General features: G+C 40.8%; 17 protein-coding genes and 5 tRNA genes. 4 read left to right on the top strand and 18 right to left on the bottom strand.

Annotated features, from left to right (window positions below):
* Positions 1-18 precede the first annotated feature (18 nt).
* Entirely contained in the window at positions 19-930 is a 912-nt protein-coding gene (locus BV60_RS0113545) for an ABC transporter permease (protein ID WP_242840983.1), read from the top strand.
* A gap of 149 nt (positions 931-1,079) precedes the next feature.
* Positions 1,080-2,090 carry an ABC transporter permease gene (locus BV60_RS0113550; protein ID WP_029322583.1) on the top strand — a complete coding sequence of 337 codons (1,011 nt, stop codon included), beginning with the start codon at positions 1,080-1,082 and terminating at the stop codon, positions 2,088-2,090.
* Between the two features lie 18 nt (positions 2,091-2,108).
* Here BV60_RS0113550 and BV60_RS0113555 read toward each other — a convergent pair whose 3' ends face one another.
* The 12 genes from BV60_RS0113555 to BV60_RS0113615 form a co-directional block, all read right to left on the bottom strand.
* Entirely contained in the window at positions 2,109-3,563 is a 1,455-nt protein-coding gene (locus tag BV60_RS0113555; RefSeq protein ID WP_330376293.1) for an NAD(P)H-dependent oxidoreductase, read from the bottom strand.
* 14 nt (positions 3,564-3,577) lie between these two features.
* Complete coding sequence (locus tag BV60_RS0113560) at positions 3,578-3,973, bottom strand: response regulator (protein ID WP_029322586.1); 396 nt, start codon at positions 3,971-3,973, stop codon at positions 3,578-3,580.
* Between the two features lie 137 nt (positions 3,974-4,110).
* Positions 4,111-4,887: a peptidoglycan editing factor PgeF gene (gene pgeF / locus BV60_RS0113565; RefSeq protein WP_035777273.1), complete on the bottom strand. Its 777-nt coding sequence runs from the start codon at positions 4,885-4,887 to the stop codon at positions 4,111-4,113.
* Positions 4,888-5,318: 431 nt separating this feature from the next.
* Entirely contained in the window at positions 5,319-6,050 is a 732-nt protein-coding gene (locus tag BV60_RS0113575) for a tyrosine-type recombinase/integrase (RefSeq protein WP_051656734.1), read from the bottom strand.
* A gap of 118 nt (positions 6,051-6,168) precedes the next feature.
* Positions 6,169-6,241, bottom strand: a tRNA-Lys gene (locus BV60_RS0113580).
* Positions 6,242-6,277: 36 nt separating this feature from the next.
* A tRNA-Gln gene (locus BV60_RS0113585) sits at positions 6,278-6,349 on the bottom strand.
* Positions 6,350-6,427: 78 nt separating this feature from the next.
* Positions 6,428-6,501, bottom strand: a tRNA-His gene (locus BV60_RS0113590).
* A 57-nt stretch (positions 6,502-6,558) separates the two neighbouring features.
* Positions 6,559-6,632, bottom strand: a tRNA-Arg gene (locus tag BV60_RS0113595).
* 90 nt (positions 6,633-6,722) lie between these two features.
* Positions 6,723-7,214 (bottom strand): metallophosphoesterase, encoded by a 492-nt coding sequence (locus BV60_RS0113600; protein ID WP_029322594.1) that lies wholly within the window; start codon positions 7,212-7,214, stop codon positions 6,723-6,725.
* The gene (gene rdgB / locus BV60_RS0113605; protein WP_029322596.1) at positions 7,207-7,821 is read right to left on the bottom strand and encodes an RdgB/HAM1 family non-canonical purine NTP pyrophosphatase; all 615 of its coding nucleotides are present in this window, start codon (positions 7,819-7,821) and stop codon (positions 7,207-7,209) included. Before rdgB ends, BV60_RS0113600 begins: the two co-directional genes overlap by 8 nt.
* Before the next feature lie 74 nt (positions 7,822-7,895).
* On the bottom strand, positions 7,896-8,930 hold the full coding sequence (locus BV60_RS0113610; protein WP_029322597.1) for an N-acetylmuramoyl-L-alanine amidase: 1,035 nt from the start codon (positions 8,928-8,930) through the stop codon (positions 7,896-7,898).
* Complete coding sequence (locus BV60_RS0113615) at positions 8,923-10,080, bottom strand: THUMP domain-containing class I SAM-dependent RNA methyltransferase (protein ID WP_029322599.1); 1,158 nt, start codon at positions 10,078-10,080, stop codon at positions 8,923-8,925. Before BV60_RS0113615 ends, BV60_RS0113610 begins: the two co-directional genes overlap by 8 nt.
* Before the next feature lie 416 nt (positions 10,081-10,496).
* Here BV60_RS0113615 and BV60_RS0113625 point away from each other — a divergent pair, with 416 nt between their 5' ends.
* On the top strand, positions 10,497-12,251 hold the full coding sequence (locus BV60_RS0113625; RefSeq protein ID WP_029322601.1) for a methyl-accepting chemotaxis protein: 1,755 nt from the start codon (positions 10,497-10,499) through the stop codon (positions 12,249-12,251).
* Between the two features lie 91 nt (positions 12,252-12,342).
* Positions 12,343-12,416, top strand: a tRNA-Arg gene (locus BV60_RS0113630).
* 261 nt (positions 12,417-12,677) lie between these two features.
* On the opposite strand, the gene BV60_RS0113635 is transcribed toward BV60_RS0113630, so the two are convergent.
* The 6 genes from BV60_RS0113635 to BV60_RS0113660 form a co-directional block, all read right to left on the bottom strand.
* Positions 12,678-13,820, bottom strand: a complete 1,143-nt coding sequence (locus BV60_RS0113635; RefSeq protein ID WP_051656735.1) for an HD domain-containing phosphohydrolase — start codon at positions 13,818-13,820, stop codon at positions 12,678-12,680.
* Between the two features lie 4 nt (positions 13,821-13,824).
* Positions 13,825-16,347: a DUF342 domain-containing protein gene (locus tag BV60_RS0113640; protein ID WP_029322605.1), complete on the bottom strand. Its 2,523-nt coding sequence runs from the start codon at positions 16,345-16,347 to the stop codon at positions 13,825-13,827.
* A 303-nt stretch (positions 16,348-16,650) separates the two neighbouring features.
* Entirely contained in the window at positions 16,651-17,832 is a 1,182-nt protein-coding gene (mtnA, locus tag BV60_RS0113645) for an S-methyl-5-thioribose-1-phosphate isomerase (protein WP_029322607.1), read from the bottom strand.
* A gap of 113 nt (positions 17,833-17,945) precedes the next feature.
* Positions 17,946-18,992 (bottom strand): electron transfer flavoprotein subunit alpha/FixB family protein, encoded by a 1,047-nt coding sequence (locus tag BV60_RS0113650; RefSeq protein ID WP_029322609.1) that lies wholly within the window; start codon positions 18,990-18,992, stop codon positions 17,946-17,948.
* A 175-nt stretch (positions 18,993-19,167) separates the two neighbouring features.
* On the bottom strand, positions 19,168-19,959 hold the full coding sequence (locus tag BV60_RS0113655) for an electron transfer flavoprotein subunit beta/FixA family protein (RefSeq protein ID WP_029322610.1): 792 nt from the start codon (positions 19,957-19,959) through the stop codon (positions 19,168-19,170).
* A 54-nt stretch (positions 19,960-20,013) separates the two neighbouring features.
* The gene (locus BV60_RS0113660) at positions 20,014-21,174 is read right to left on the bottom strand and encodes an acyl-CoA dehydrogenase (protein ID WP_029322612.1); all 1,161 of its coding nucleotides are present in this window, start codon (positions 21,172-21,174) and stop codon (positions 20,014-20,016) included.
* Positions 21,175-21,183 lie beyond the last annotated feature (9 nt).

Consider the following 21,183-nt stretch of genomic DNA (forward strand, 5'->3'; position numbering starts at 1 on the left):
TATACTATAAAAAAATTATTGATATCAATTATATCTCTGGTCCTTATTATTTTTATCCTGTTTATGCTGATGGAATTAATGCCGGGCTCTCCCTTTAACGACGAGAAGCTAAGCGACGATCAGAAGCAGGTATTATATGAGGCATATGGCCTGGATAAACCGGTCATTTACAGATTTGGAATATATGTAAAAAATATACTGCATGGGGATTTTGGAGACAGCTACAGCATATCGGCCAACACTCCGGTTGCGTCACTTATCAGTACAAGGCTCCCGGTTTCCATGAAGGTTGGCGGCGCAGCGATGATTATCGGTAGTATTTTCGGCCTTGCACTTGGCTTTCTTGCAGCCTTTAACAGGGGCAAGGTCACGGACGTAATATGCATGATAATCAGCATTCTCGGAGTTTCTGTTCCATCATATATTTTTGCGATAGTGCTGAATTATTTTGTCGGATTTAAATGGAAAGCTTTGCCACTTCTCTATGACTTCAGATCACCGGTAAAAACCTCAATCCTACCTGTAATTGCACTGTCTATAGGAGTTATGGGCGTTGTTATGAAGTTCACACGGGATGAAGCAACCTCAGTCCTTAAGTCTGATTATGTGCTTTTTGCAAGAAGCCAGGGAATTCCGGAAAAAGAGATATTGTTCGGGTATGTTCTTCGCAATTCAATGATCCCTGTAATAACAGTAATGGCTATGCTTTTGGTTTCACTCCTTACAGGGTCTCTTGTTACCGAGAGAATCTTTTCCATCCCGGGGATAGGTGCGCTTCTTACTACCGCCATAACCGCTAATGACTACAATGTGATAATAGCACTGAGCTTTGTTTATGCGGTCATATATGTAGTAGCAAGGCTTGTACTGGATCTGGTTTATGGCCTTATAGACCCAAGAATACGCGTATCGGGAGGAACCGGTGAATAAGCCGGAACCTGTTATCTCCGACATCAATCAACAACTTAAGACTTCTTGATTTTCTGGTGAAAATCAAAAACCTATGGCCTCTTGAACGAGAAGATAAAAATGAGTTCAAGAATCTATGACAATTTTTCAAGAAAACTGAGGGCAAGACTATGGGTACCGAAAAATATGAAGACGGTTTTACCGCAGAAGATTTTGAATTAGCAGTTCGAACGAATGATATGGAAATAGATACTACCTTCTCAGGCGAAGGCAGATTTAAGGCTGCGATCAGAAGATACAAAAGCAATAAAGCTGCAATGTTTGGGCTTATTACGCTAATACTCCTTGTTCTGTCCAGTATTATTATCCCTCTCCTTTCAGGAAGAGGAATAAATGAGCAGAATCCCGACCGAAGCTTTGTTGCCCCTAAAATCCCCGGTATTTTAAGCGGTTCAGAAAAAATCCCCTTTACAACCGGAGAAAGAATCGTTAATAAATATGAAGAGCTTTCCATAGATGATACTATTTATCTCTTTGGAACAGATCAGCTGGGAAGAGATTTGTTTTCAAGATGCTTCAAAGGCATGCAGGTATCTCTCCTTATCGCGCTTGCAGCAGGTGCTATCTCCCTTATCATCGGAATGAACTACGGAATGATATCAGGCTATATAGGTGGAAAAACAGATATGATCATGCAGCAAATAGTGGATGTGCTTAGCAGCATTCCCTCTCTGGTAGTCGTAACGCTTTTGATGCTGGTCTTCAAACCCGGTATCAGTTCAATTATCATCGCGATCATGCTTACAGGATGGATGGAAATGAGTATCATTGCAAGAGCACAGGTCTTCAGGCTGAAGGATAGAGAATATATTCTCGCAGCCAGAACCCTTGGCGCAGGTAATTTCTTTATTCTGTTCAGGGAGATACTTCCCAATATTTTTGAAGCCCTTGTAACCGAGCTTATGGTGTCCATTCCTACAGCAATCTTCTTCGAAACCTTCTTAAGTTTTGTAGGGCTTGGGCTCCCTGTCGGAGCCTGCTCCCTTGGACGCTTAATAGCTGACGGCTTTGATAATTGTCTGATTCATCCATATACACTTATTCCGCCCATGATACTTCTTGTACTTTTGATGATATCGGCAAATCTTGTAGCAGAGGGATTAAAGGATGCATTTGAGTAAAACATGACCGGCATGTTTTTAGCCATGAAGTTTTTTTGCCTTCTCTATTACTTTTTTGTATGGCATAAGCATACCCTCTGTCATTTTTGCCCCGAGCTTTTTGGAAATAGAAGGAGAAGCCATCATCTGACCAACCGCATACATAGCAAGAATTCTGCCTGTGTGTTTTTGAGGAAAATCATAAAATCCCCTCTCTTTATAAAATCTGTGGTCCTCTCGCATGAGTCCTTGCATTGTGTAAATGAGATCTCTGAAAATTTTCATACCTCCAACGCCATAGAAGTTTTGCGGTTCCACATAATTATTCGAAATGTCATATGAAAGTTCGCATGAGAGGATCCTGATTTCTTCTTCAGCATCAGATTCATTTGTCGCAACATAAGATAAATGATTCCCACCAACCTGCGCTCTGGCTTCAAGAAGTGTCATCAGATTTTTCTCATCATGATAATATCCATCCACCAAATAACCTATTGGTTTGCCCATAGTAACTGTCCTGTGGCCATTACAGAACTGTCTGTCATCATACATTTTAAAGGTGGCTCCCATGGAATGATCCTTAATAGAAAAGGCATAAACTATAGCATCGCTGTTTTGAATATTTTCCCTTAAAAATTTATCAAAACCATCGGCATATATGCATTTTCCGTCACTTGCGCAGTTAAAGCAGCCAAGACACCCTCCAAGAAACGGAAATTCTCTGATATTAATGATATCTGTTTCACAGGGCATGGTCTGCTCAAAGCATCTTATCATCGAATTGAGCCTATTGTTATCCGCAGAGGCATCTGTTACTACAACTATGCGCTTTCCCTTAAGAGAATCAGGGATAGCCTTGATATTATTCTCTCCAATTCTGCATTCTTTTAATAATGTAGCTTCTTTTTTCGGCTTTGAAGCTTCTGTTCTAACATAACAGCCATTTCGAATTTCAAAAATAATACGATGAAAAAAGGCTCTTGCCTCTTTTTGCCCAGCTTTTGAGAGCAAGTCCTCCATATCGGCAGACAGGCCTTTCAAAACATGCATTCCAAGGTCTGTACAGTTTTCTTCTATAAAAGCGTGAGCGGTAATATCATAAAAATGCTTTGATGTAGTTACCTGGGTAGCATATTTCCCCTTAAGATCAATTCTCTGTTCCTTAATAAGCTCTATAAATCTATGCAGCTGGCTTGGCACAAGAAAAGTATATACAGGATATGCAAAAATAATCAGCTCTGCACCGGCAAGCTCATTTGCAGCTTCTGTAAAATCCTTTTCCAGCTTTTTAATCATTTTCCCTGCATGACAGACATGATACGTATGCTCGGGGTAACATGTTTCCAAATACTTTATGGTCTGATAGGTTATACTGTTTTCTCCTTTCGGAGATCCATTGATTATTAAAATATTCAATATATTAACCGCCTCCATCCGGCCTGAAAATATGACAAAAAAGATCACCATCCCGCTACTTACGATGGTGATCTTCATCACTAAAAATATTTTTAATGAGAAGTGTTTTTCCTCATTTCCTCAAGCTTGTTCATACTTGATCTTATAGTATTAAGAAGTTCTTCCGCTTTTACAGGCTTCCTAAGGAACGCAAGTGCCCCATGCTTATACACTTGCATCTCAGTATCTTCCTGATCGTTTGCAGTCATAAAAATAGTGAAAATTCCGCGACCGAATTTCTCATGAAGCCTATCCATCATCTCAAAGCCATTCATCTTCGGCATCATATAATCTGCCAGAATTATATCCGGCCGATGCTGCTCATATACCTCTATGCCCTTTTCACCGGAGTCGGCAGTATAGACCTTAAATTCATCGGATAGAATCCTTTCAAGCACCATAAGGACAGTACTATCATCATCAACAACCAGTATAGACTTCTCAAACATAATTTCATCTCCATTTTTCAGAATAAGACAATAGTTTACGAAACATCTTTCAGCACTAATTGCATGGTGACTATATATATATATATCTTATCGAATCTTTAGAAGAAAATCTACAAAAAACAGTATAAGTTTTCTGTTTATCTTTTCATTATTATAGCAGCCTGACTTCCGCGATTGCCGCCGGTATATCTGTGAGACCAGTATTTATGCGGTATGCACATAGTACAATCTTCGATGATTTCAATATTTCCTTCAGATAATCCGGTCCCCAGCATACTCCTTTTTACTACGCCTTTTAGGTCAAGCATGAATTTCCCGTTATCTTTTCGGTTATATAAATCGGCAGCCTTTCCATCCAGCAATCTGTTTACTTCCTCAATAACTTCCTCTCCCACTTCGAAACAGCATCTGCCTATAGCAGGGCCTATACATGCCTTGATATTTTTCTTAGACGCGCCAAGACTTACCATTTTATTTACAGCTTCTCTCTCGATGTCCTGTACAGTACTGCGCCATCCACTGTGTACCGCAGCAACGACACCCGCCTCCTCATCCGCCATCAAAAGCGGAATGCAATCCGCAATAAAGATAACCAGCGGTACGCCAGGCTCTTCAGTTACATACCCATCAGCCTGAAACAGCTCATCATAGCCGTAGGGCTTTCTAGCATGCTCTTTCCCCACTATCATCACGTTATTCCCATGCACCTGCTGACCGCAGACGAACTCCTCTGCTTCTATGCCGCAGGAATCCAGGAACCTGCGATAATTTTCTTTAACATTCCCCGGCTCATCGCCCCTGTTCATTCCCAGATTAAGTGATTCGAATATCCCTTCACTCACCCCACCTGTCCTGGTAGAAAAACCGTGAGGATATGATATAATTTGTGACTTAATTGTATTTATTTCTGCCATATTATTCCCCGTTTCATGTAAGTATCATCAATATATCAGAAATAAAATATTAGTGCAAAGGAAGTCCCTTTCTTAAAACTTTAACCCAATCCAGGATTGTCCTGATTACCTCATTGAAACTGTCCTCTGGAGCAGAAACAAAAACGGGATATATCTATCTCTTTTTAGTTCTTTCCGCAAAGGATAAGTTATTTCATGACACATACGGATATACTAATTTTACGCCTCATGATTTTTTAGACTTTTTAGATTGTATAGATAAAAATAAGTATTCTGAATGGTTCAAGGAAAATAACTTAACTGTAAATATAAATTATGACTATATAGATTATTTAGCAGCAATAATTAAAGATATATAAATCATATTGATTGTAAAAACTTACATATCTGTTTTCCCACAAACAGATATGTAAGTTTCTTTTTATATGCTATTACCTATGCAATTTTTTCTTCCTATCTGGCGATCCCACAAGACTATCCAATGGACTAAATTTATCGTAATCATTCTGAAGATCAGAGCCGAACAAATACTCATCAGGATCACCACGCCGTATCATCAAATATTCCTGCAATACCTCTGATAAAGCTTTAGACAAGGGAAATAGTTGTTCCTTTCTATTCTTTGTCTTCCTGAGCCTTATATAGCCATTATCGAAGTCTATATCTCCTATCTGTATATTTAAAGCTGTACTCAATCTGTTTCCTGTCCCAAGCAGATAATTTTCGAAAACCCATGTCTTATACTCCGTAAAGCTCGCAGTATTTCTATCAGGCTTCTTGAGTAATCTCTCTAATTCATCATCTGAATATGTTTCCTTAACTCTCTGATCCTGCTTGATAGTATGAATTTTAAAATGACTCATATACCCACACTCCATACAGTAATAAAACAGCGCTCTAGCACTTCTTAGATAAGAGTTACAGGATGTTTCTGTTATTTCCTTTTCCTCCCTTAGAAAGAGGATATAATCATCAATATCATCCCTTGTGATATCTGCAACCATCTTATCCTCACCAAAGAATTCAAATAGCCAATGGAAATGATTACTATAGGACTCTATAGTCTTTTCTGATAAATTCTTGATCTTGCACTTTTGGAAAAAGAGTTCCCTTGCCTCCCCAAGCGTAACTTTTTCCTTTGGTTTCATGCTGATTTTTGCCATTCTTGACCTCCAAATCTGAGCACTTGATTAGCTCAAAAACTACGGAAAATCAAGTATTCAAATTTGATATAATCATGCATGAAAAAAGCGCTCAACCTTATTAGTTAAGCGCTTCTAATGAGACACGTGGGAATCGAACCCACGACAACTTGATTAAAAGTCAAGTGCTCTACCAACTGAGCTAGTATCTCATATATATAAACTGCAAAAGCAGTGATATATCAAAACTGGGCTAGCGGGATTCGAACCCACGAGTGCAGCAGTCAAAGTGCTGTGCCTTACCGCTTGGCGATAGCCCATCATACACAGCAGATGTGCTTACTTAATGATAACTCAGAATTAGTAATTTGTCCAAGTTAACGCCCTTTATAATAAAGGGTGGATAGTGGGACTCGAACCCACGGTCTCCAGAACCACAATCTGGCGCGCTAACCAACTGCGCCATACCCACCATACACTCAGATCAATACTAATGCTTGATTATCGAAAGCTGCTTCTTAATCTGAAATGTGCCCGAAGGGATTCGAACCCCCGACCCACGGCTTAGAAGGCCGTTGCTCTATCCAGCTGAGCTACGGACACATGCATCACTGTCTTGCAGCGACATTTAAGAATTATAAAGTAGTGTACCTTGGTTGTCAATACATTTTATAAATTTTTTTTATTTTTTTATCAAAACAGATCAAGGTACTTGATTTCATAGTATAGTTCACCCTCATCATCTATAGTCAGAATCAGGTATGAGGGCTTTCTCCCCTCCTGCCTCGGATAAGAAAGGCTACCGGGATTAAATACATACATACCGTCTATCTCCGCCGCTACAGGTTTGTGAGTATGCCCGTAAATAACCACATCGGCTCCTCTGCAGAACGCTTCCCTTCTGATCTCATCACTACCCATATTCACCAGATATCTGTGTCCATGGGTTAGGAAAAAGGTATGCGGCCAAACTTCAAATACCTGCTCATCCGGAAGGCTGCTGAAGAAGTCATTATTTCCCTTCACAATGCGCATAGGAGCCCCGGCAAGCTGCTGCATCTGCGTCTCGCTACCTTCTGTATCGCCGCAGTGGATCACAAGGCTTACAGGGCTTTCCTTTTCAAGAACTCTGTAAAAATTTTCATCTTTTCTGTGAGTATCACTGACTACTAATATCTTATGCATTGAAAGAACCTCTCAACTTTTCTTCCATCATTCTGAGTGCCTTGCCTCTGTGACTTATGGCATTCTTTTCATCAGGTGATATCTCTGCCGAAGTCTTGCCATATTCGGGCAAAAAGAATATTGGATCATATCCAAAACCATTTTCTCCGGCAATCTCATGTCCGATAATTCCTTCCATAGTTGCCTTCACAACATATTCACTTCCGTCAGATAAAACGGCACCGATTGCACATACGAATCTGGCTGTACGCTTTTCATCTGGCACTCCTTCGAGTTTTTTAAGGATCTGAGTGTTCTTTTCTGAATAAGGTGTGTCATGTCCCAAATATCTGGCAGAATAAATTCCGGGCGCTTTATCAAGATAATCAATTTCAAGTCCCGAATCATCAGCCATGATGCAAAAATCGGTCATGCCCTTTTCTCTGCAATAAGACGCCACCGCTCTTGCCTTAATCATAGAATTTTCTTCGAATGTACTGCCATCCTCAACAATATCAATGTCAATCCCCTCATCCTTCATTGAATTGATCTCTGAAGTAAGTCCTCCGAGGATTTCCCTGATTTCACGCATTTTGTTGTTATTTCCTGTAGCAAAAATAATCTTCATTTGGCTTTAAATCTCCTCATATGTAAACACAAGTTTTATCTTTCTCATACCGGTCTGTTGCCTGTGAATCCGTTTTACTGCTGTATATCAGGCACAGATTCATCCCCCGAAGGTTCCAAAGTCTCAAAGGATGCCCTTATTCCATTTGCAATACCTACCGCACAGCTTTCTAAATAACTGTCTTTTTCAAGATTGTCATGGTCAACTCTATTGTTTATATTTCCAAGTGTAACAAGTGCAGAGGGTATAACAGATGCGGAAAGCTTAGCATTGTCCTCCCCTGCAGCCGCAAGTCCAAGAGCATTGTTTCCGGCGGATGAAACTGTGTATCTCTCGAGCATATCCGCCAGCTGAACATTTCCGAACTGTCTTATAAAAAATCTGTCATTGTAGTATGTTCTGATTCCCGAATCGCTCTCTGTGGTTTCATCAACTCCAAGTTGTATATAAAAATCCGCATTTGCCTCATTTATCAGTGCAAACGTCTCATTAACTCCTGCCTGTTTATCGTCCAGTGTTGTAAAAAATATTTTTATATTTTCTTCGCTGCTAAAAGCGCTTTTAAGATATGGCAGCAGTTCAAGCCCAACTTCATCTATCGGATCTATTATCACAACCTTCTCATTTTCATAATCAGGCTGATTAAAGTTAACAACTATTTCCCTGTCTCCGAGCGAAGTGCTGGTTTCATATAATCCGTCAAGCTTAAAACCAAGGCACACCATTCCCTTATCATTAAGAGGTGAAAATGTTCCGCTCTCTATACATTCCAGGTCAGAAATAACATTGTTATTCCTGTAAAAATCTGGAGTTTCCCCTCGAATATATAATTCAAACTGATGTATTCCATGCTTTTCCACAAACTGAATGTCCTCGGATGTAACTCCGCTCTCAAGAGGAATAACAAGGTTTCCTTTACCCTTTGAATCCGTTGGTTCCATGATTTTAAGCTCATATTGTCTGTTATTCTCAGCACCGGATTTATATGCATCTCCGGCTTCAGCGATAAGCACATTCTTGGTGGCCGCCCTGAAAAACATAACGCTCAGCGACAGCAACACAAAAACAACGGTCATGATCGCTGTTTTTTTGAGTCTTTCTTCAATCATTATTCAAATTCCTTCTAGGCGGTTTAGGTCCCATATACTGATAAAAATATGTCTTTATCATTCCGTTATAAATCTTTCGATTCTTATCCGCCTTTTTACCTATATCACGCTCTGCCTTGTCATAGGCAGTGATAAGATACATAGACCATGAATCCAGTGCTTTGTATCTTTCACCCAAGGTCTTATAGAGAGCGGGAAGTTCCTTCTGTTCACCAATTCTCTCGCCATAAGGAGGGTTGGTTACGATAAAGCCGTACTTTTTTCTGTGGCTGAGGTCCGCAACGGATCTTGCCTGAAAATGTATCATTTTATCAACACCTGCTTTTTGTGCATTGATTCTGGCAATCTCGATAACCTCAGGATCGATATCATAACCCTGTATGTCTGTTTCTACGCCATAATCTATTTCTTCCGCACATTCTTCACGAACATCCTTCCAGTTCTTTGGAGTTATGATGTGTGTCCAGTTTTCCGCAGTAAAATGTCTGTTCATTCCCGGCGCAACATTTGCCGCAATCATGGCTGCTTCAATCGGAAAAGTTCCGCTGCCGCAGAAGGGATCTACCAGAATTCTGTCAGCCCTCCAGGGAGTAAGCATCAGAAGCGCTGCTGCCAGGTTTTCAGCAATAGGTGCCTTGGCTTCCAGTTTTCTATATCCTCTTTTGTGAAGCGAATCTCCTGTTGTATCAAGCGCAACCGTTACTTCATCCTTCATAAGGAAAACTCTTACAGGAAAGTTTTCTCCGGTCTCCTCGAATCTCCTTATTCCGTAAATGTCTCCCAGTCTGTCAACCATTGCTTTTTTCATAATGGACTGGATATCAGAGGGACTAAAAAGCTTGCTCTTTACGCTGCTCGCCTTTTTTACCCAGAATTTACCATCCTTGGGAATATACTGTTCCCAGGGAAGAGCCTTCGTTCCCTGATACAGTTCTTCAAAAGTAAGCGCCTTAAAGGAACCTATCTTTATAAGCACTCTCTCAGCGGTTCTAAGACCGATATTAGCACGGACAACAGCATCGGGGTCTCCCACAAAGATAACCCTTCCGTCCGCTACTTCTCTTATCTCATAGCCAAGGTTTATTATTTCTTTTTTCAGTACTGCCTCCAGGCCAAAATGGCATGGAGCAATCAAATCGAATCTCTGCATAGCATTCCTTTTAAATAACAAAAATCTACATAATCCGTTATATATTATCACATATTGATTTAAGAACAAAGAGAAGCTTGCGACTCTTTATTTGGCGATTCTAAAATTTTTTTATTTTTGCTATAAAGTTTTTTAGCTTGTTGTCGATATACTTATTGCAGAACAAAAAGGACAATCTCCTTTTCTTTATGACCGGTATGGCGTCCCCACCCATACCGGTCTCCTCCCATTAATACGGGAATATTTATTTTTTTCCAATTTAAAACCATTTAGAAATATATTATTAAAGGATTATAAATATTCGGTTTTTAGTATTTAGCCAGCAAATAAAGGCGTAAAATACAATTAGAAATTATTTTTTATTGCAACACTTTTCATTGTTCTTTTGTAGATTGATGAAACCAAGGAGGTCCATTATGAAAAACGGAAAAAAATTCAGTATGACTGCTGTCCTGATGTCATTGATTGTACCTCTTATGGGCGTTCTTATCTTTGCAACTATATTCTTCAGTTCAGAGTTATTAAGCATTGCCAATTCCGACGAAGTGCTTTACTATGATCACCTTTTTACAATTTCCGAAAACCTTCTGAATGCAGACCGTGATCTGTATCAGGCAATGCTTGCAGGCACACGTTATATTGCCTATAAAGAATACCTGGATGAAAATGCGCTTAGCGATTACAGAAGCTCTTTAAACGAAAACAAACAACAGGCTCTTGAACGAGTAGATGCAGCAGTCGCAATTACAAAAAATGACAGTTCCATCTGGACTGAGACAAAAGCTTCTGATGGAGCAAATTTCCAAACACTGTATCAGGAATTCGAAGACGCTTTTAAATCCTGGGAAGGAACTTATGATTTTTCTGCAGGTGATGGCGATATAGAGCAATTTGACAAGCAGTTTGAAATCGCCCGTGAGTATTTGAGTGAGATGTCAGAAATAACCGAAGATTGGGCAAAAGTACAGATCACTCACCAGCTTTCCGAAATAACCCGCAAAATTATATTACTCGCTATAATATTCGCAGTTATCATTGTTGTACTCATTATTTTTGCAGTAATAATTCTAAAAATTATTATGAGAAGTATCCGTGAGCTTTCCACTGATGTGGAAAGAATTTCCGAAGGAGATTTTGTAACCAAGATAAAAAGCAGCAGTCCTATTTCAGAGTTTTCACATATCTCTGATGCCGTTGAATCCATGCGTCATGAACTCAGAAATGCTTTGGCAAAGGTTATTGATCACGCCGGTACGGTTAACGACAAAGCTGAGCTTACAAAATCCAACATATCCAATTCTCAGAAAACTACTACCGATATAAGCTCCGCTGTTAACGATCTTGCACAGGGTGCAACCGCAATGGCCGAGGATGTACAAAATACTTCGACCATAACCATCAATATGGGTACATCCGTTGACTTTGTACGCGACTCAGCAAGCAGCAATCTTGAAAAAGGCAAAAAGGTATATGACGAGTCCAACAAAGTTAAGGATCAGCTTGAGCAGATAAAAATCCAGGACCAGAAAACCGACGAAATTGCTGGTCAGGTGGCTGAATCAGTTAATGAAACCGCAACTGTTGTTCAGCAGATCACTACTGCAGCTGAGGGTATTATTTCCATTTCAAGCCAGACCAATCTCCTTGCACTTAACGCTTCCATCGAGGCAGCAAGAGCCGGTGAAGCCGGAAAAGGCTTTGCGGTTGTTGCCGACAACATCAAGAACCTTGCGGAAGAGAGTAACCATCTTGCAGGTGAGATTACCGGAATGCTCACAACCATTACATCTTATTCCAATAAAAACAAGGAGCTTACGGAAAGCATTAAACAAGCCACAGCAAACGAAGCCACCGCTCTTGAAGAAATGAGTGCCTCATTTGACGAAATGCTTGCTCTATTGGAAGAGACAGAGGAAGGAAACAAGCAGATTGTTGAACTTGTCGAGACTATGAATTCGGATAAGGAAAATATCCTTAACTCCGTAGAGTCACTTTCAAGTATTTCAGAAGAAAATGCTGCATCCACTGAAGAAACCAGTGCTTCTTTGACACAGCTTGACAGCACAATGGAATCGATCGTAGATCAGGCTGTTGATCTTCAGAAAATTGCGGAAGAGCTTACTGATAGTGTCAAATTCTTTAAGGTTGAGCTTCCGAATAACAAGAGCTGAAAATGCAAATAAAAAAAATTTAAAAAGTCTATTGACATTAATCTATTAGATGCTATAATGAATTCTGCTGCACGAAGTTGTTCGTGCACATGTGTGTGTAGCTCAGCTGGATAGAGCGTCTGGCTACGGACCAGAAGGTCGAGGGTTCGAATCCTTTCACACACGTTGATGAAAAAAAGAAGTCATGACAATAAGTCATGACTTCTTTTTTGTTCTACGCCTATCGGCTTCGAACGGGTTCGATCTCCGCTTCGCTCCGGTCGTTGCTAAACAGAAATCCCCCGGATTTCTAGCAACCTTTCACACACGTTGAATATTTCAAATTCATATAATCAAAATTTATGACTTCTTTTTTGTTCTACGCCTATCGGCTTCGAACGGGTTCGATCTCCGCTTCGCTCCGGTAGTTGCTTAGTGTATTTTTTATTACTGGCTTAAGAGGCCTCCGCCTCCGGCTGCTATGTTTGCCTCTTCTTCTGCTTTTGTACGGGCAACCATCGCTTCCATATCCGGTCTCGCAATATCAAAGCATGCAAGCATCTTGGTAGAGAATATTCCACTCTCTCCGTTCTTGATCATTTCATAAGCTTTACTTGGCGCAAATGCTGATTTATATACTCGGTCACTTACAAGTGCATCATAAACATCCGCAAGTGATGTAAGCTGTGCAGCTATGGATATTTCTTCACCCTTGAGTCCATCAGGATATCCTTTGCCATCATATTTTTCATGATGATGTCTGCAAATATCATAACTGACTTCAAGGTATTCCTTGTCCTGTAAGTCTGCCAGCATTTTTACAATCTCACATCCTCTGGTGGTATGTGATTTCATAATATCGAATTCATCTGCCGTAAGTCTTCCGGGTTTTAACAGAATTGCATCCGGAACTGTGATCTTACCGATATCATGCATCGCACTGGCATTGGTTATAACTTCTATCTTATGTGGCGTAAGTCCGAATTCAGGATAGTTTCTCATTGCCACATTCGCCAGAATCTGAACAAATCCCTTAATTCTCTTTAAGTGATATCCGGACTCCAGATTTCTGAACTCAACAATGGTACAGATAGTATCAATTATTCTGCTATTTGTTTCTCTAAGTCTCTCTTCCTGTTTCTTAAGAACCAGGTATTGCTTTTTCAAAACCTTTGTCTGCTCATTGACCTTCTGCTCAAGCTCCTGCCTGCTCATATTCAGGTCTATCGCTCGTTTTACCCTATGCTTTACGATAACAGTATCAAAAGGTTTGTGGATTACATCACTTGCCCCGTTTTCATAGCATTTTCTCTCGGTTTCAGGTGAACTGTCTGCGGTTATCATCAGAACCGGAATCTTATCGGGAATCTTGTGTTTGAAGAGTTCTTCCAAAAGCCTGAAGCCATCCATTTCAGGCATAACAATATCAAGGAGAATGGCGGATATCCCACTTCTTTGATGCGCTATGATTTCAAGCGCCTTCCTTCCGTTCTCAGCCTCCAAAATATTATAATCATCCTTGAAAATTTCGCTAAGAATGCCTCTATTTATTTCTGTATCATCTACAATCAGAATACTCTTTTCAGCCACCGTTTTAGCTCCTTGCTATGGTTTTCTCGCCATCAAGCATTACCAGGTTTCCATCCCTTCCGGTAAAGGTAATGCCTCTCGAAGTCTCCATTGTGTCATGCACTCTTAACACTCTGTTTCCGATTTTTACACAGGTACCGCTAAATATAAGCCTTGATACAATAACCTTCGCATCTTTAACCGATTCCATCTCCTTTTCGATGTTCTTTTTTCTCATATTCAGCTTTTCAAGCTCTGCCTCTTTGATTGCCGATTCGGCATTTACTTTTATCTTAAGCTGCAGTGCCTGTTTGTTTGTATTATCATTAAAAGCCGAAAGCTTAGCTCTTTGCTGCTCATAAACTTTAAGCTCCGCATAAATACGGCTGATATTCCTGAGAAGTGTCTGGTACTCGTAATCCAGTTCCTCAGTAATACCGGTTCTTATGACTGTATCCTTGATGGTTTTGCTTCCAAGAACCGCTGTTTCAAGACCGCGAAGCGAAGTTACAACACCTCCGCTTATTAGCCCCTTTTCACCGAGCATGAGCACTTTCCCCTCAGCAGAAACATTACAGTTCATACAGTCATTGGACACCAGATCCCCCTTACATTTCACATTGGTGGTATCCAAATGTGCCGCAGCTACGAGCCCTCCTGCAGAAACGGATGATCTGTCATTAACATTTCCTACAATGCTTTTTCTAACGACAACTCTTCCACTTGCATGTATATCAGCACAGGATACGCTTCCGTCGACTACAACATCACCCTTTGCCTGAATATAAGCGTTATCAACATCGCCTCTTACCCAAATGGTTCCGTCATAGGTTATTTTTTCTTTCACATTGATAAGAGAGTCATAAATCTTTGCCTTATCAATCCTTATCTCTCCGTTTTGAATCCTTCCTACTCCCGCAAGGGACGAAACGTAGGTCTGTTTATCACTCAAAAGCATGAAACCCTGTCCCTTTAGAATAGGTTTTCCTTTTCCTGCTTTTGCTTTAATAATCTTTCCTGTTACATCAAATCCATCCTCACCCGTAGTTGCAGGATGGTATATAGCAAGCTTGTCGCCAAGCTTTACCTCGTCAAATACCTTTACGTTTGAAAAATCGGCACTTTCACCGTTACTCATATCCGGAAGTATTTCTTCACTTAGCTTGAGAAGGTATTCATAATAGCCATCCTTGCCATCCATAGGATTTTTTCCCTGGGCAACGAGAGTTTTAACTCCGAATTTCTTATTCTCAATCATCTCTTCGATGGCTTTTCTGCTTACTCCGCGTCTGACTCTCGCTGTATACAAAAGCTTTACAACTTTTTCCAGATTATAAGAAGCACCTTTGACACCTAGTGGCAATGTAAAATAGCACTTCATCTTGTCTTGCGAAATATCAATAAGTCTGCCTTCCTCTGTCTGAAGGAACTGCCAGGCTTTAACTTCTTCATCAGCAGGCTTATCCATCTCTTCCTGAAGCTGTCCGGAAAACAATTTGCTGAGATTACTCGGAAGAGTTTTTCCTTCAGAAAGCCATTTGCGCATGACTCTCATCTCCTGGGCAGGATGAACCATACTCTTGTACAAATTGACATCCAGGTTTTCCTCAATGCCTTTTCTGATCTCACGCATCTGATCAGCTCTGTATAGCGGTTTTGCGTAAGGTGTCACATCTATCTGATGTTCAAGTCCAAGCCTAAGCTCTCTCATCTGCTTCCAGCTATAAGCTTCATCAGCATATATTGATACATCCAGATTCTGCTCCAGTCCCTTTCTCACTTCATGCATGCATTCACCACGCATGCCAAAAAGGAAATACCGGTTGATATCCTCTATTCCCTCCTGCTTTGCTTTTCTTATCTGTTCAAGCTGTTCTGCATCAAAATTCTTTTTTACGTACTCTGAAATATCTATTTTTTCATTATATGCTATATGTATTTGTTCCAACGTGGATGCATCCTTGGTCCTGATGGTTCTCTCATCAAATTCAAGTCCGTCCTCAAGGCTCTCACGAATAACGCGCATCTTCATATAAGGCATATCTATACTTGCATATTGGGAAATATCGGTTCCGTTCTGTAAGCCCAGGCGAATTTCCTGCATCTGGAGCCAGTTAAATCTTGGATCCTGATAAAAAATTACAGGTACATCCGCCTTAAGTCCAAGTCTTATCTGTTTCATCTGATCCGAGAAATATTCAGGTCTTGCATATTCGGAAACATCAAGTTTTTCAGAAAGTCCCTCTCTGATTTCCGCAAGCTGCATTATATCAAAACCGGCTTCACGATAAGCAGACATATCTATTCCGCTCTGAAGCTCAAGTCTGATTTCTTCCATCTCATTCCACGGTGTTTCCGGTTTTGCATACAAGCTCACATCCACGCCGGTGGATAGCCCCTTTCTGATTTCAGCAAGCTGGTAGATATTGTAATGCTTATCTCTGTACTCTTCAGCATTGCCACCCTGCTTTTTTATCAGTAGAAGCTCATTTGATATTAAATCAGGCTGATATAAACTTTTGTCCTCACCGGCAGTAACTACAGCCATCCTATGCGCCCCTCAATCATCGTTTTCGCATTTACTTATATCACAATTGCGAATACTTTCTCAAAATTATTCTAACACCTAAAAAATACCCACTCAACGAAATTACGCAAATTTATGGATATTTTATAATCTTTATTAACTGTTCAGATGAACATTATACGGATAAGTGTTTATGATTTTATCGTATAAGAATTACTGAATCATTTCTTAGTTGGCTGAAAAAAGAGCAGATACTGAACATGCCAGATATCTACTCTTTTTTACTATGTCTACTACAATACATTTAGTAGTATTTCAAGATATTTATTTAAATAGTTTTGCAATGCTTTCATTATAAGGCGGCCTCAAAACACCATGCTCGGTAATGATAGCTGTAATAAGTTCATTATCAGTAACATCAAATGCGGGATTATATACCTTAACACCTTCAGGTGCCATGCGCTCCTTATACCACATTTCTGTAACCTCTTCCGGCTTTCTCTGTTCGATTTTTATTTCAGCGCCAATCTCGGTATTTATATCGATTGTTGATTTTGGTGCACAGACGTAAAACGGAATATTGTATCGTTTTGCAACCGTAGCTACAACACTGGTTCCGATCTTATTTGCAGCATCTCCGTTAGCAGCAACTCTGTCACAGCCGACAAAAATTGCATCAATGAGTCCGCTTTTCATAAGTGATGCTGACATATTATCACATAAAAGTGTGGTATCTATTCCCGCCGAATGAAGTTCAAACGCAGTAAGTCTTGCCCCCTGTAAAAGCGGTCTTGTCTCATCACAATATACCTTTATTTTATAACCCTTTTCATGAGCAAGGTACATAGGGGCGGTAGCTGTCCCATATTTGCATGTAGCAAGCTGGCCTGCATTGCAGTGTGTTAGCAGACCATAACCATTTTTTATGAGTGTAAGACCATTTTCACCAATACGTCTGCATACATCTATATCTTCACTTTTAATGCGTTCTGATTCGTTTTTCATGCTGAGAATCAGTATATCTCTGATTGTCTTCATTTTACCCGAATCTGCTTTCGGAATTACCTCAACATCATTTATCCTATTCTCAATATCTATAACCTGCTGAGTAACCAGTGGTTTTGTTATATTGGTTTCATATCCTACTTCTACTGCTTCAGCACATTCTCTTACATGATTTCTCATTCTGCCAAGCGCCCATGAAAGATTTACAGCAGTAGGTCTGGATGAGTTAAGATAATCACTCTTTTCCTTAAGTTCTCTCATGAAATCAGCATAGGTTTCAGCCTGCGTATGTTTCATAAGAATATATAGCCCAAAGCCGGCAGTCACACCAATAGCAGGTGCGCCACGTACCTGAAGCAGATAAATCGCATTCCAGATTTCTTCTCCTGTTTTTAGCAGTATAGTTTCAATTTTACCGGGAAGAAGTGTCTGGTCGATTATTTCTACAGCATCAAGATCATCTCGCAGAGCTACAGTTTCGTAATCAAGAATTGTTTTCATACATATAACCCTCAATTTTTTATTGCTCACAAAATATTACTTATAAGATTTACTATAAGACAAAAATAGGGCTGCGTAAATACGCAGCCCCATCAATATCTCTATTGAATAGATTATTTTGCAGCAAGTGCAGCCTCAAGCTTCTTTGTAAGTGCAGGAACGATCTTGTTAAGATCACCAACTACACCATAGTCTGCTACGTCAAAGATAGGAGCATTCTCATCCTTGTTGATAGCGATGATGAGATCTGACTCTTCCATACCTGCAACGTGCTGGATAGCTCCGCTGATACCGATTGCAAAATAAACCTTAGGACGAACTGTCTTACCTGTCTGACCAACCTGAAGATCCTTCGGCTTCCAGCCTGAATCTACAACTGCACGTGAGCATGATACTGTTCCGTGAAGAACCTTTGCAAGATCCTCAAGAATCTTGAAGTTCTCAGGGCTTCCAACTCCACGTCCGCCTGATACAAGGATCTTAGCTTCCTGGATATCTTCAACTTCTGAAACAGCCTTAACGATTTCAAGAATCTTTGTATAGCAAGCATTCTCTTCGAAGCCGGGATTGAACTCTACAACCTCTGCCTTTGCGCCCTTAATGGGAGCAATCTTCTGCATAACGCCGGGACGTACTGTAGCCATCTGAGGACGGAAGTCAGGGCAAGCGATAGTAGCGATTGTGTTACCACCGAATGCAGGACGAGTCATGAGGAGCTGCTGATGCTTCTGCTCCTGGCCCTCAATAGCATTAAGCGGGAAATCACCTATATCAAGCTGTGTACAGTCAGCTGTAAGACCTGTATGAACACGTGAAGATACACGAGGACCAAGGTCACGGCCGATTGCTGTAGCACCAACAAGAAGGATTTCAGGCTTGAACTCTTTGATCACAGATGCAAGTGCGTGTGTGTAAGGCTCTGTACGATAATCCTTAAGTTCAGGATCGTCAACAACGATTACACGATCAGCGCCATACTCTGCAAGAGTATCAACGAGGTTGCCTACCTTATCACCAACCAAAACTGCTGTAACTTTTTTCTCATCAAGATCCTTTGCAAGATCTTTTGCTTTGCCCAGAAGCTCTAATGCAATGCCTGAAAGCTCATTGTCTACCTGCTGAGCAAATATAAATACACCCTTATATTCTTCTAAAGACATGTTTTGTTCTCCTTTTAATATATATAAATCTTTTGCTCTACCGAGCGCGCAGACTCGAAAATGCTGCTCATTTCCTCGTTGTGGCTGTTAGCCACATATTAATTCTTAAAATCCAAAATTCTTATGCAAGCATAGAATTTTGTCTTTCAAGAATTACTGCGCGGCTCGCAGGTTCTCAGATGATGTGCTTCTCTTCGAGCTTGCCGAACAGATAATCTACAGCTTCATCAGCTGAATCTGCAACGATCTTCTCGCCGGCACCCTTCTTAACCTTATCTGAAGCCTTAGCGATCTGAGTAGGTGATCCCTTAAGACCAAGGTTAGAATCCTCAACATCCTTAAGGTCTGCTCTTCCCCATACTGTAACTTCCTTCTCGAAAGCATCAAAGATTCCGCCGGGAGTCATGTATCTGGGCTCGCCAAGTTCAGCAAGAGCTGTGATAAGGCAAGGCATCTTAGCCTCTACCATATGATAACGATCCTCGAACTGACGCTTAACAACAACAGTCTTTGCCTTCTCGTCAACCTTGATTTCTTCAGCGTAAGAAATTACAGGAAGTCCAAGATGCTCAGAAATCTGAGGTCCAACCTGAGCTGTATCTCCATCAATAGCCTGACGGCCTGTGATTACAAGATCATACTCAAGGTTTCTGAGTGCACCGGCGATTGTTGAAGATGTTGCCCATGTGTCAGCACCACCAAGTACGCGGTCTGTAACAAGAATTGCCTTGTCAGCACCCATTGCCATTGCTTCACGAAGAACTGCCTCTGCCTTGGGAAGACCCATGGTTACTACAGTAACTTCAGCGCCATATTCATCCTTAAGACGAAGAGCTGCCTCAAGACCTGCTTTGTCATCAGGGTTCATGATTGCAAGCATTGCTCCTCTGTCGAGTGTTCCATCGGGTTTAAACTTAACCCCGCCCTTTGTATCGGGCACCTGCTTTATGCAAACTACAACTTTCATTTGTTTTCTCCTTATTAAAAATTGTAAATAGTCCTTTGTAAATGGTTGCGGATATTATGAAAGTAATGCTCCGCTGATAACCATTCTCTGAACTTCGGATGTACCCTCGTAGATCTCTGTGATCTTAGCATCACGCATCATTCTCTCTACTTCGTACTCTCTGATGTAACCATAACCACCATGAAGCTGAACAGCCTTGGTTGTAACATCCATAGCTACCTCTGCAGCGAAAAGCTTAGCCTTTGCAGCTTCTACAGAGTAGCGATCCTTGTTCTTCTTAGCATCTGCTGCTGCGTAAACAAGCATCTTAGCTGCTTCACACTGTGTAGCCATGTTAGCAAGCTGGAACTGTGTATTCTGGAACTGACCGATTGAACGACCAAACTGCTTTCTCTCCTTAACATACTCAATTGTTCTGTCAAGAGCGCCCTCAGCAATACCAAGAGCCTGTGCAGCGATACCGATACGTCCACCGTCAAGTGTATGCATAGCGATTGGGAAGCCTTTTCCTCTTGCACCAAGAAGGTTCTCTGCAGGAATATGGCAATCCTGGAAAATGAGTTCGTATGTGGATGAACCACGGATACCCATCTTGTTTTCCTTGGTTCCGAATGTAAATCCGGGTGTACCCTTCTCAACGATGAATGCTGAGAACTTCTTTGTCTTTCTGCCTCTCTTATCCTCAACGATATCTGTGTAAGCGATGATGATATAAACGTCAGCAACTTCACCGTTTGTGATGAAGCACTTAGAACCATCAAGAATCCACTCCTTACCGTCTTCTGAAAGAACAGCCTTAGTCTGAACACCCTGTGCATCAGTACCTGCCATGGGCTCTGTAAGACCGAAAGCACCAAGCTTCTCACCCTTTGCAAGTGGAACAAGGTACTTCTGCTTCTGCTCTTCTGTACCATAAGTCATGATAGGATCGCAGCAAAGTGATGTGTGAGCAGATACGATAACTGCTGTTGTACCACAAACCTTTGCAAGTTCCTCTACACACATAGCGTATGTAAGAGGATCACATCCCTGTCCGCCGTATTCCTTCGGAATCGGGATGCCCATGAAACCGTACTTCTGCATTTTTTTAACGGTCTCCATAGGGAATTTTTCTGTCTCATCCACATCTATAGCGTGTGGCTTTACTTCTTTTTCTGCAAACTCTTTGAAAAGAGCTCTAGCCATTTCATGTTGCTGATCTAACTGAAAATCCATGAATTAGTC

The organism is Butyrivibrio sp. AE3004 (genome assembly GCF_000703165.1).
Lineage (GTDB): Bacteria > Bacillota > Clostridia > Lachnospirales > Lachnospiraceae > Butyrivibrio.

What these genes read in the sequence shown, in the direction of transcription:
- rdgB (WP_029322596.1), bottom strand. Translation starts at nt 7,821, where the DNA reads ATGAAGATTATTTTTGCTACAGGAAATAACAACAAAATGCGTGAAATC.
- BV60_RS0113560 (WP_029322586.1), bottom strand. Translation starts at nt 3,973, where the DNA reads ATGTTTGAGAAGTCTATACTGGTTGTTGATGATGATAGTACTGTCCTT.
- BV60_RS0113610 (WP_029322597.1), bottom strand. Translation starts at nt 8,930, where the DNA reads ATGATTGAAGAAAGACTCAAAAAAACAGCGATCATGACCGTTGTTTTT.
- BV60_RS0113660 (WP_029322612.1), bottom strand. Translation starts at nt 21,174, where the DNA reads ATGGATTTTCAGTTAGATCAGCAACATGAAATGGCTAGAGCTCTTTTC.
- BV60_RS0113555 (WP_330376293.1), bottom strand. Translation starts at nt 3,563, where the DNA reads ATGAAGATCACCATCGTAAGTAGCGGGATGGTGATCTTTTTTGTCATA.
- BV60_RS0113650 (WP_029322609.1), bottom strand. Translation starts at nt 18,992, where the DNA reads ATGTCTTTAGAAGAATATAAGGGTGTATTTATATTTGCTCAGCAGGTA.
- BV60_RS0113655 (WP_029322610.1), bottom strand. Translation starts at nt 19,959, where the DNA reads ATGAAAGTTGTAGTTTGCATAAAGCAGGTGCCCGATACAAAGGGCGGG.
- BV60_RS0113625 (WP_029322601.1), top strand. Translation starts at nt 10,497, where the DNA reads ATGAAAAACGGAAAAAAATTCAGTATGACTGCTGTCCTGATGTCATTG.
- BV60_RS0113575 (WP_051656734.1), bottom strand. Translation starts at nt 6,050, where the DNA reads ATGGCAAAAATCAGCATGAAACCAAAGGAAAAAGTTACGCTTGGGGAG.
- BV60_RS0113615 (WP_029322599.1), bottom strand. Translation starts at nt 10,080, where the DNA reads ATGCAGAGATTCGATTTGATTGCTCCATGCCATTTTGGCCTGGAGGCA.
- BV60_RS0113640 (WP_029322605.1), bottom strand. Translation starts at nt 16,347, where the DNA reads ATGGCTGTAGTTACTGCCGGTGAGGACAAAAGTTTATATCAGCCTGAT.
- BV60_RS0113550 (WP_029322583.1), top strand. Translation starts at nt 1,080, where the DNA reads ATGGGTACCGAAAAATATGAAGACGGTTTTACCGCAGAAGATTTTGAA.
- pgeF (WP_035777273.1), bottom strand. Translation starts at nt 4,887, where the DNA reads ATGGCAGAAATAAATACAATTAAGTCACAAATTATATCATATCCTCAC.
- BV60_RS0113600 (WP_029322594.1), bottom strand. Translation starts at nt 7,214, where the DNA reads ATGCATAAGATATTAGTAGTCAGTGATACTCACAGAAAAGATGAAAAT.
- mtnA (WP_029322607.1), bottom strand. Translation starts at nt 17,832, where the DNA reads ATGAAAACAATTCTTGATTACGAAACTGTAGCTCTGCGAGATGATCTT.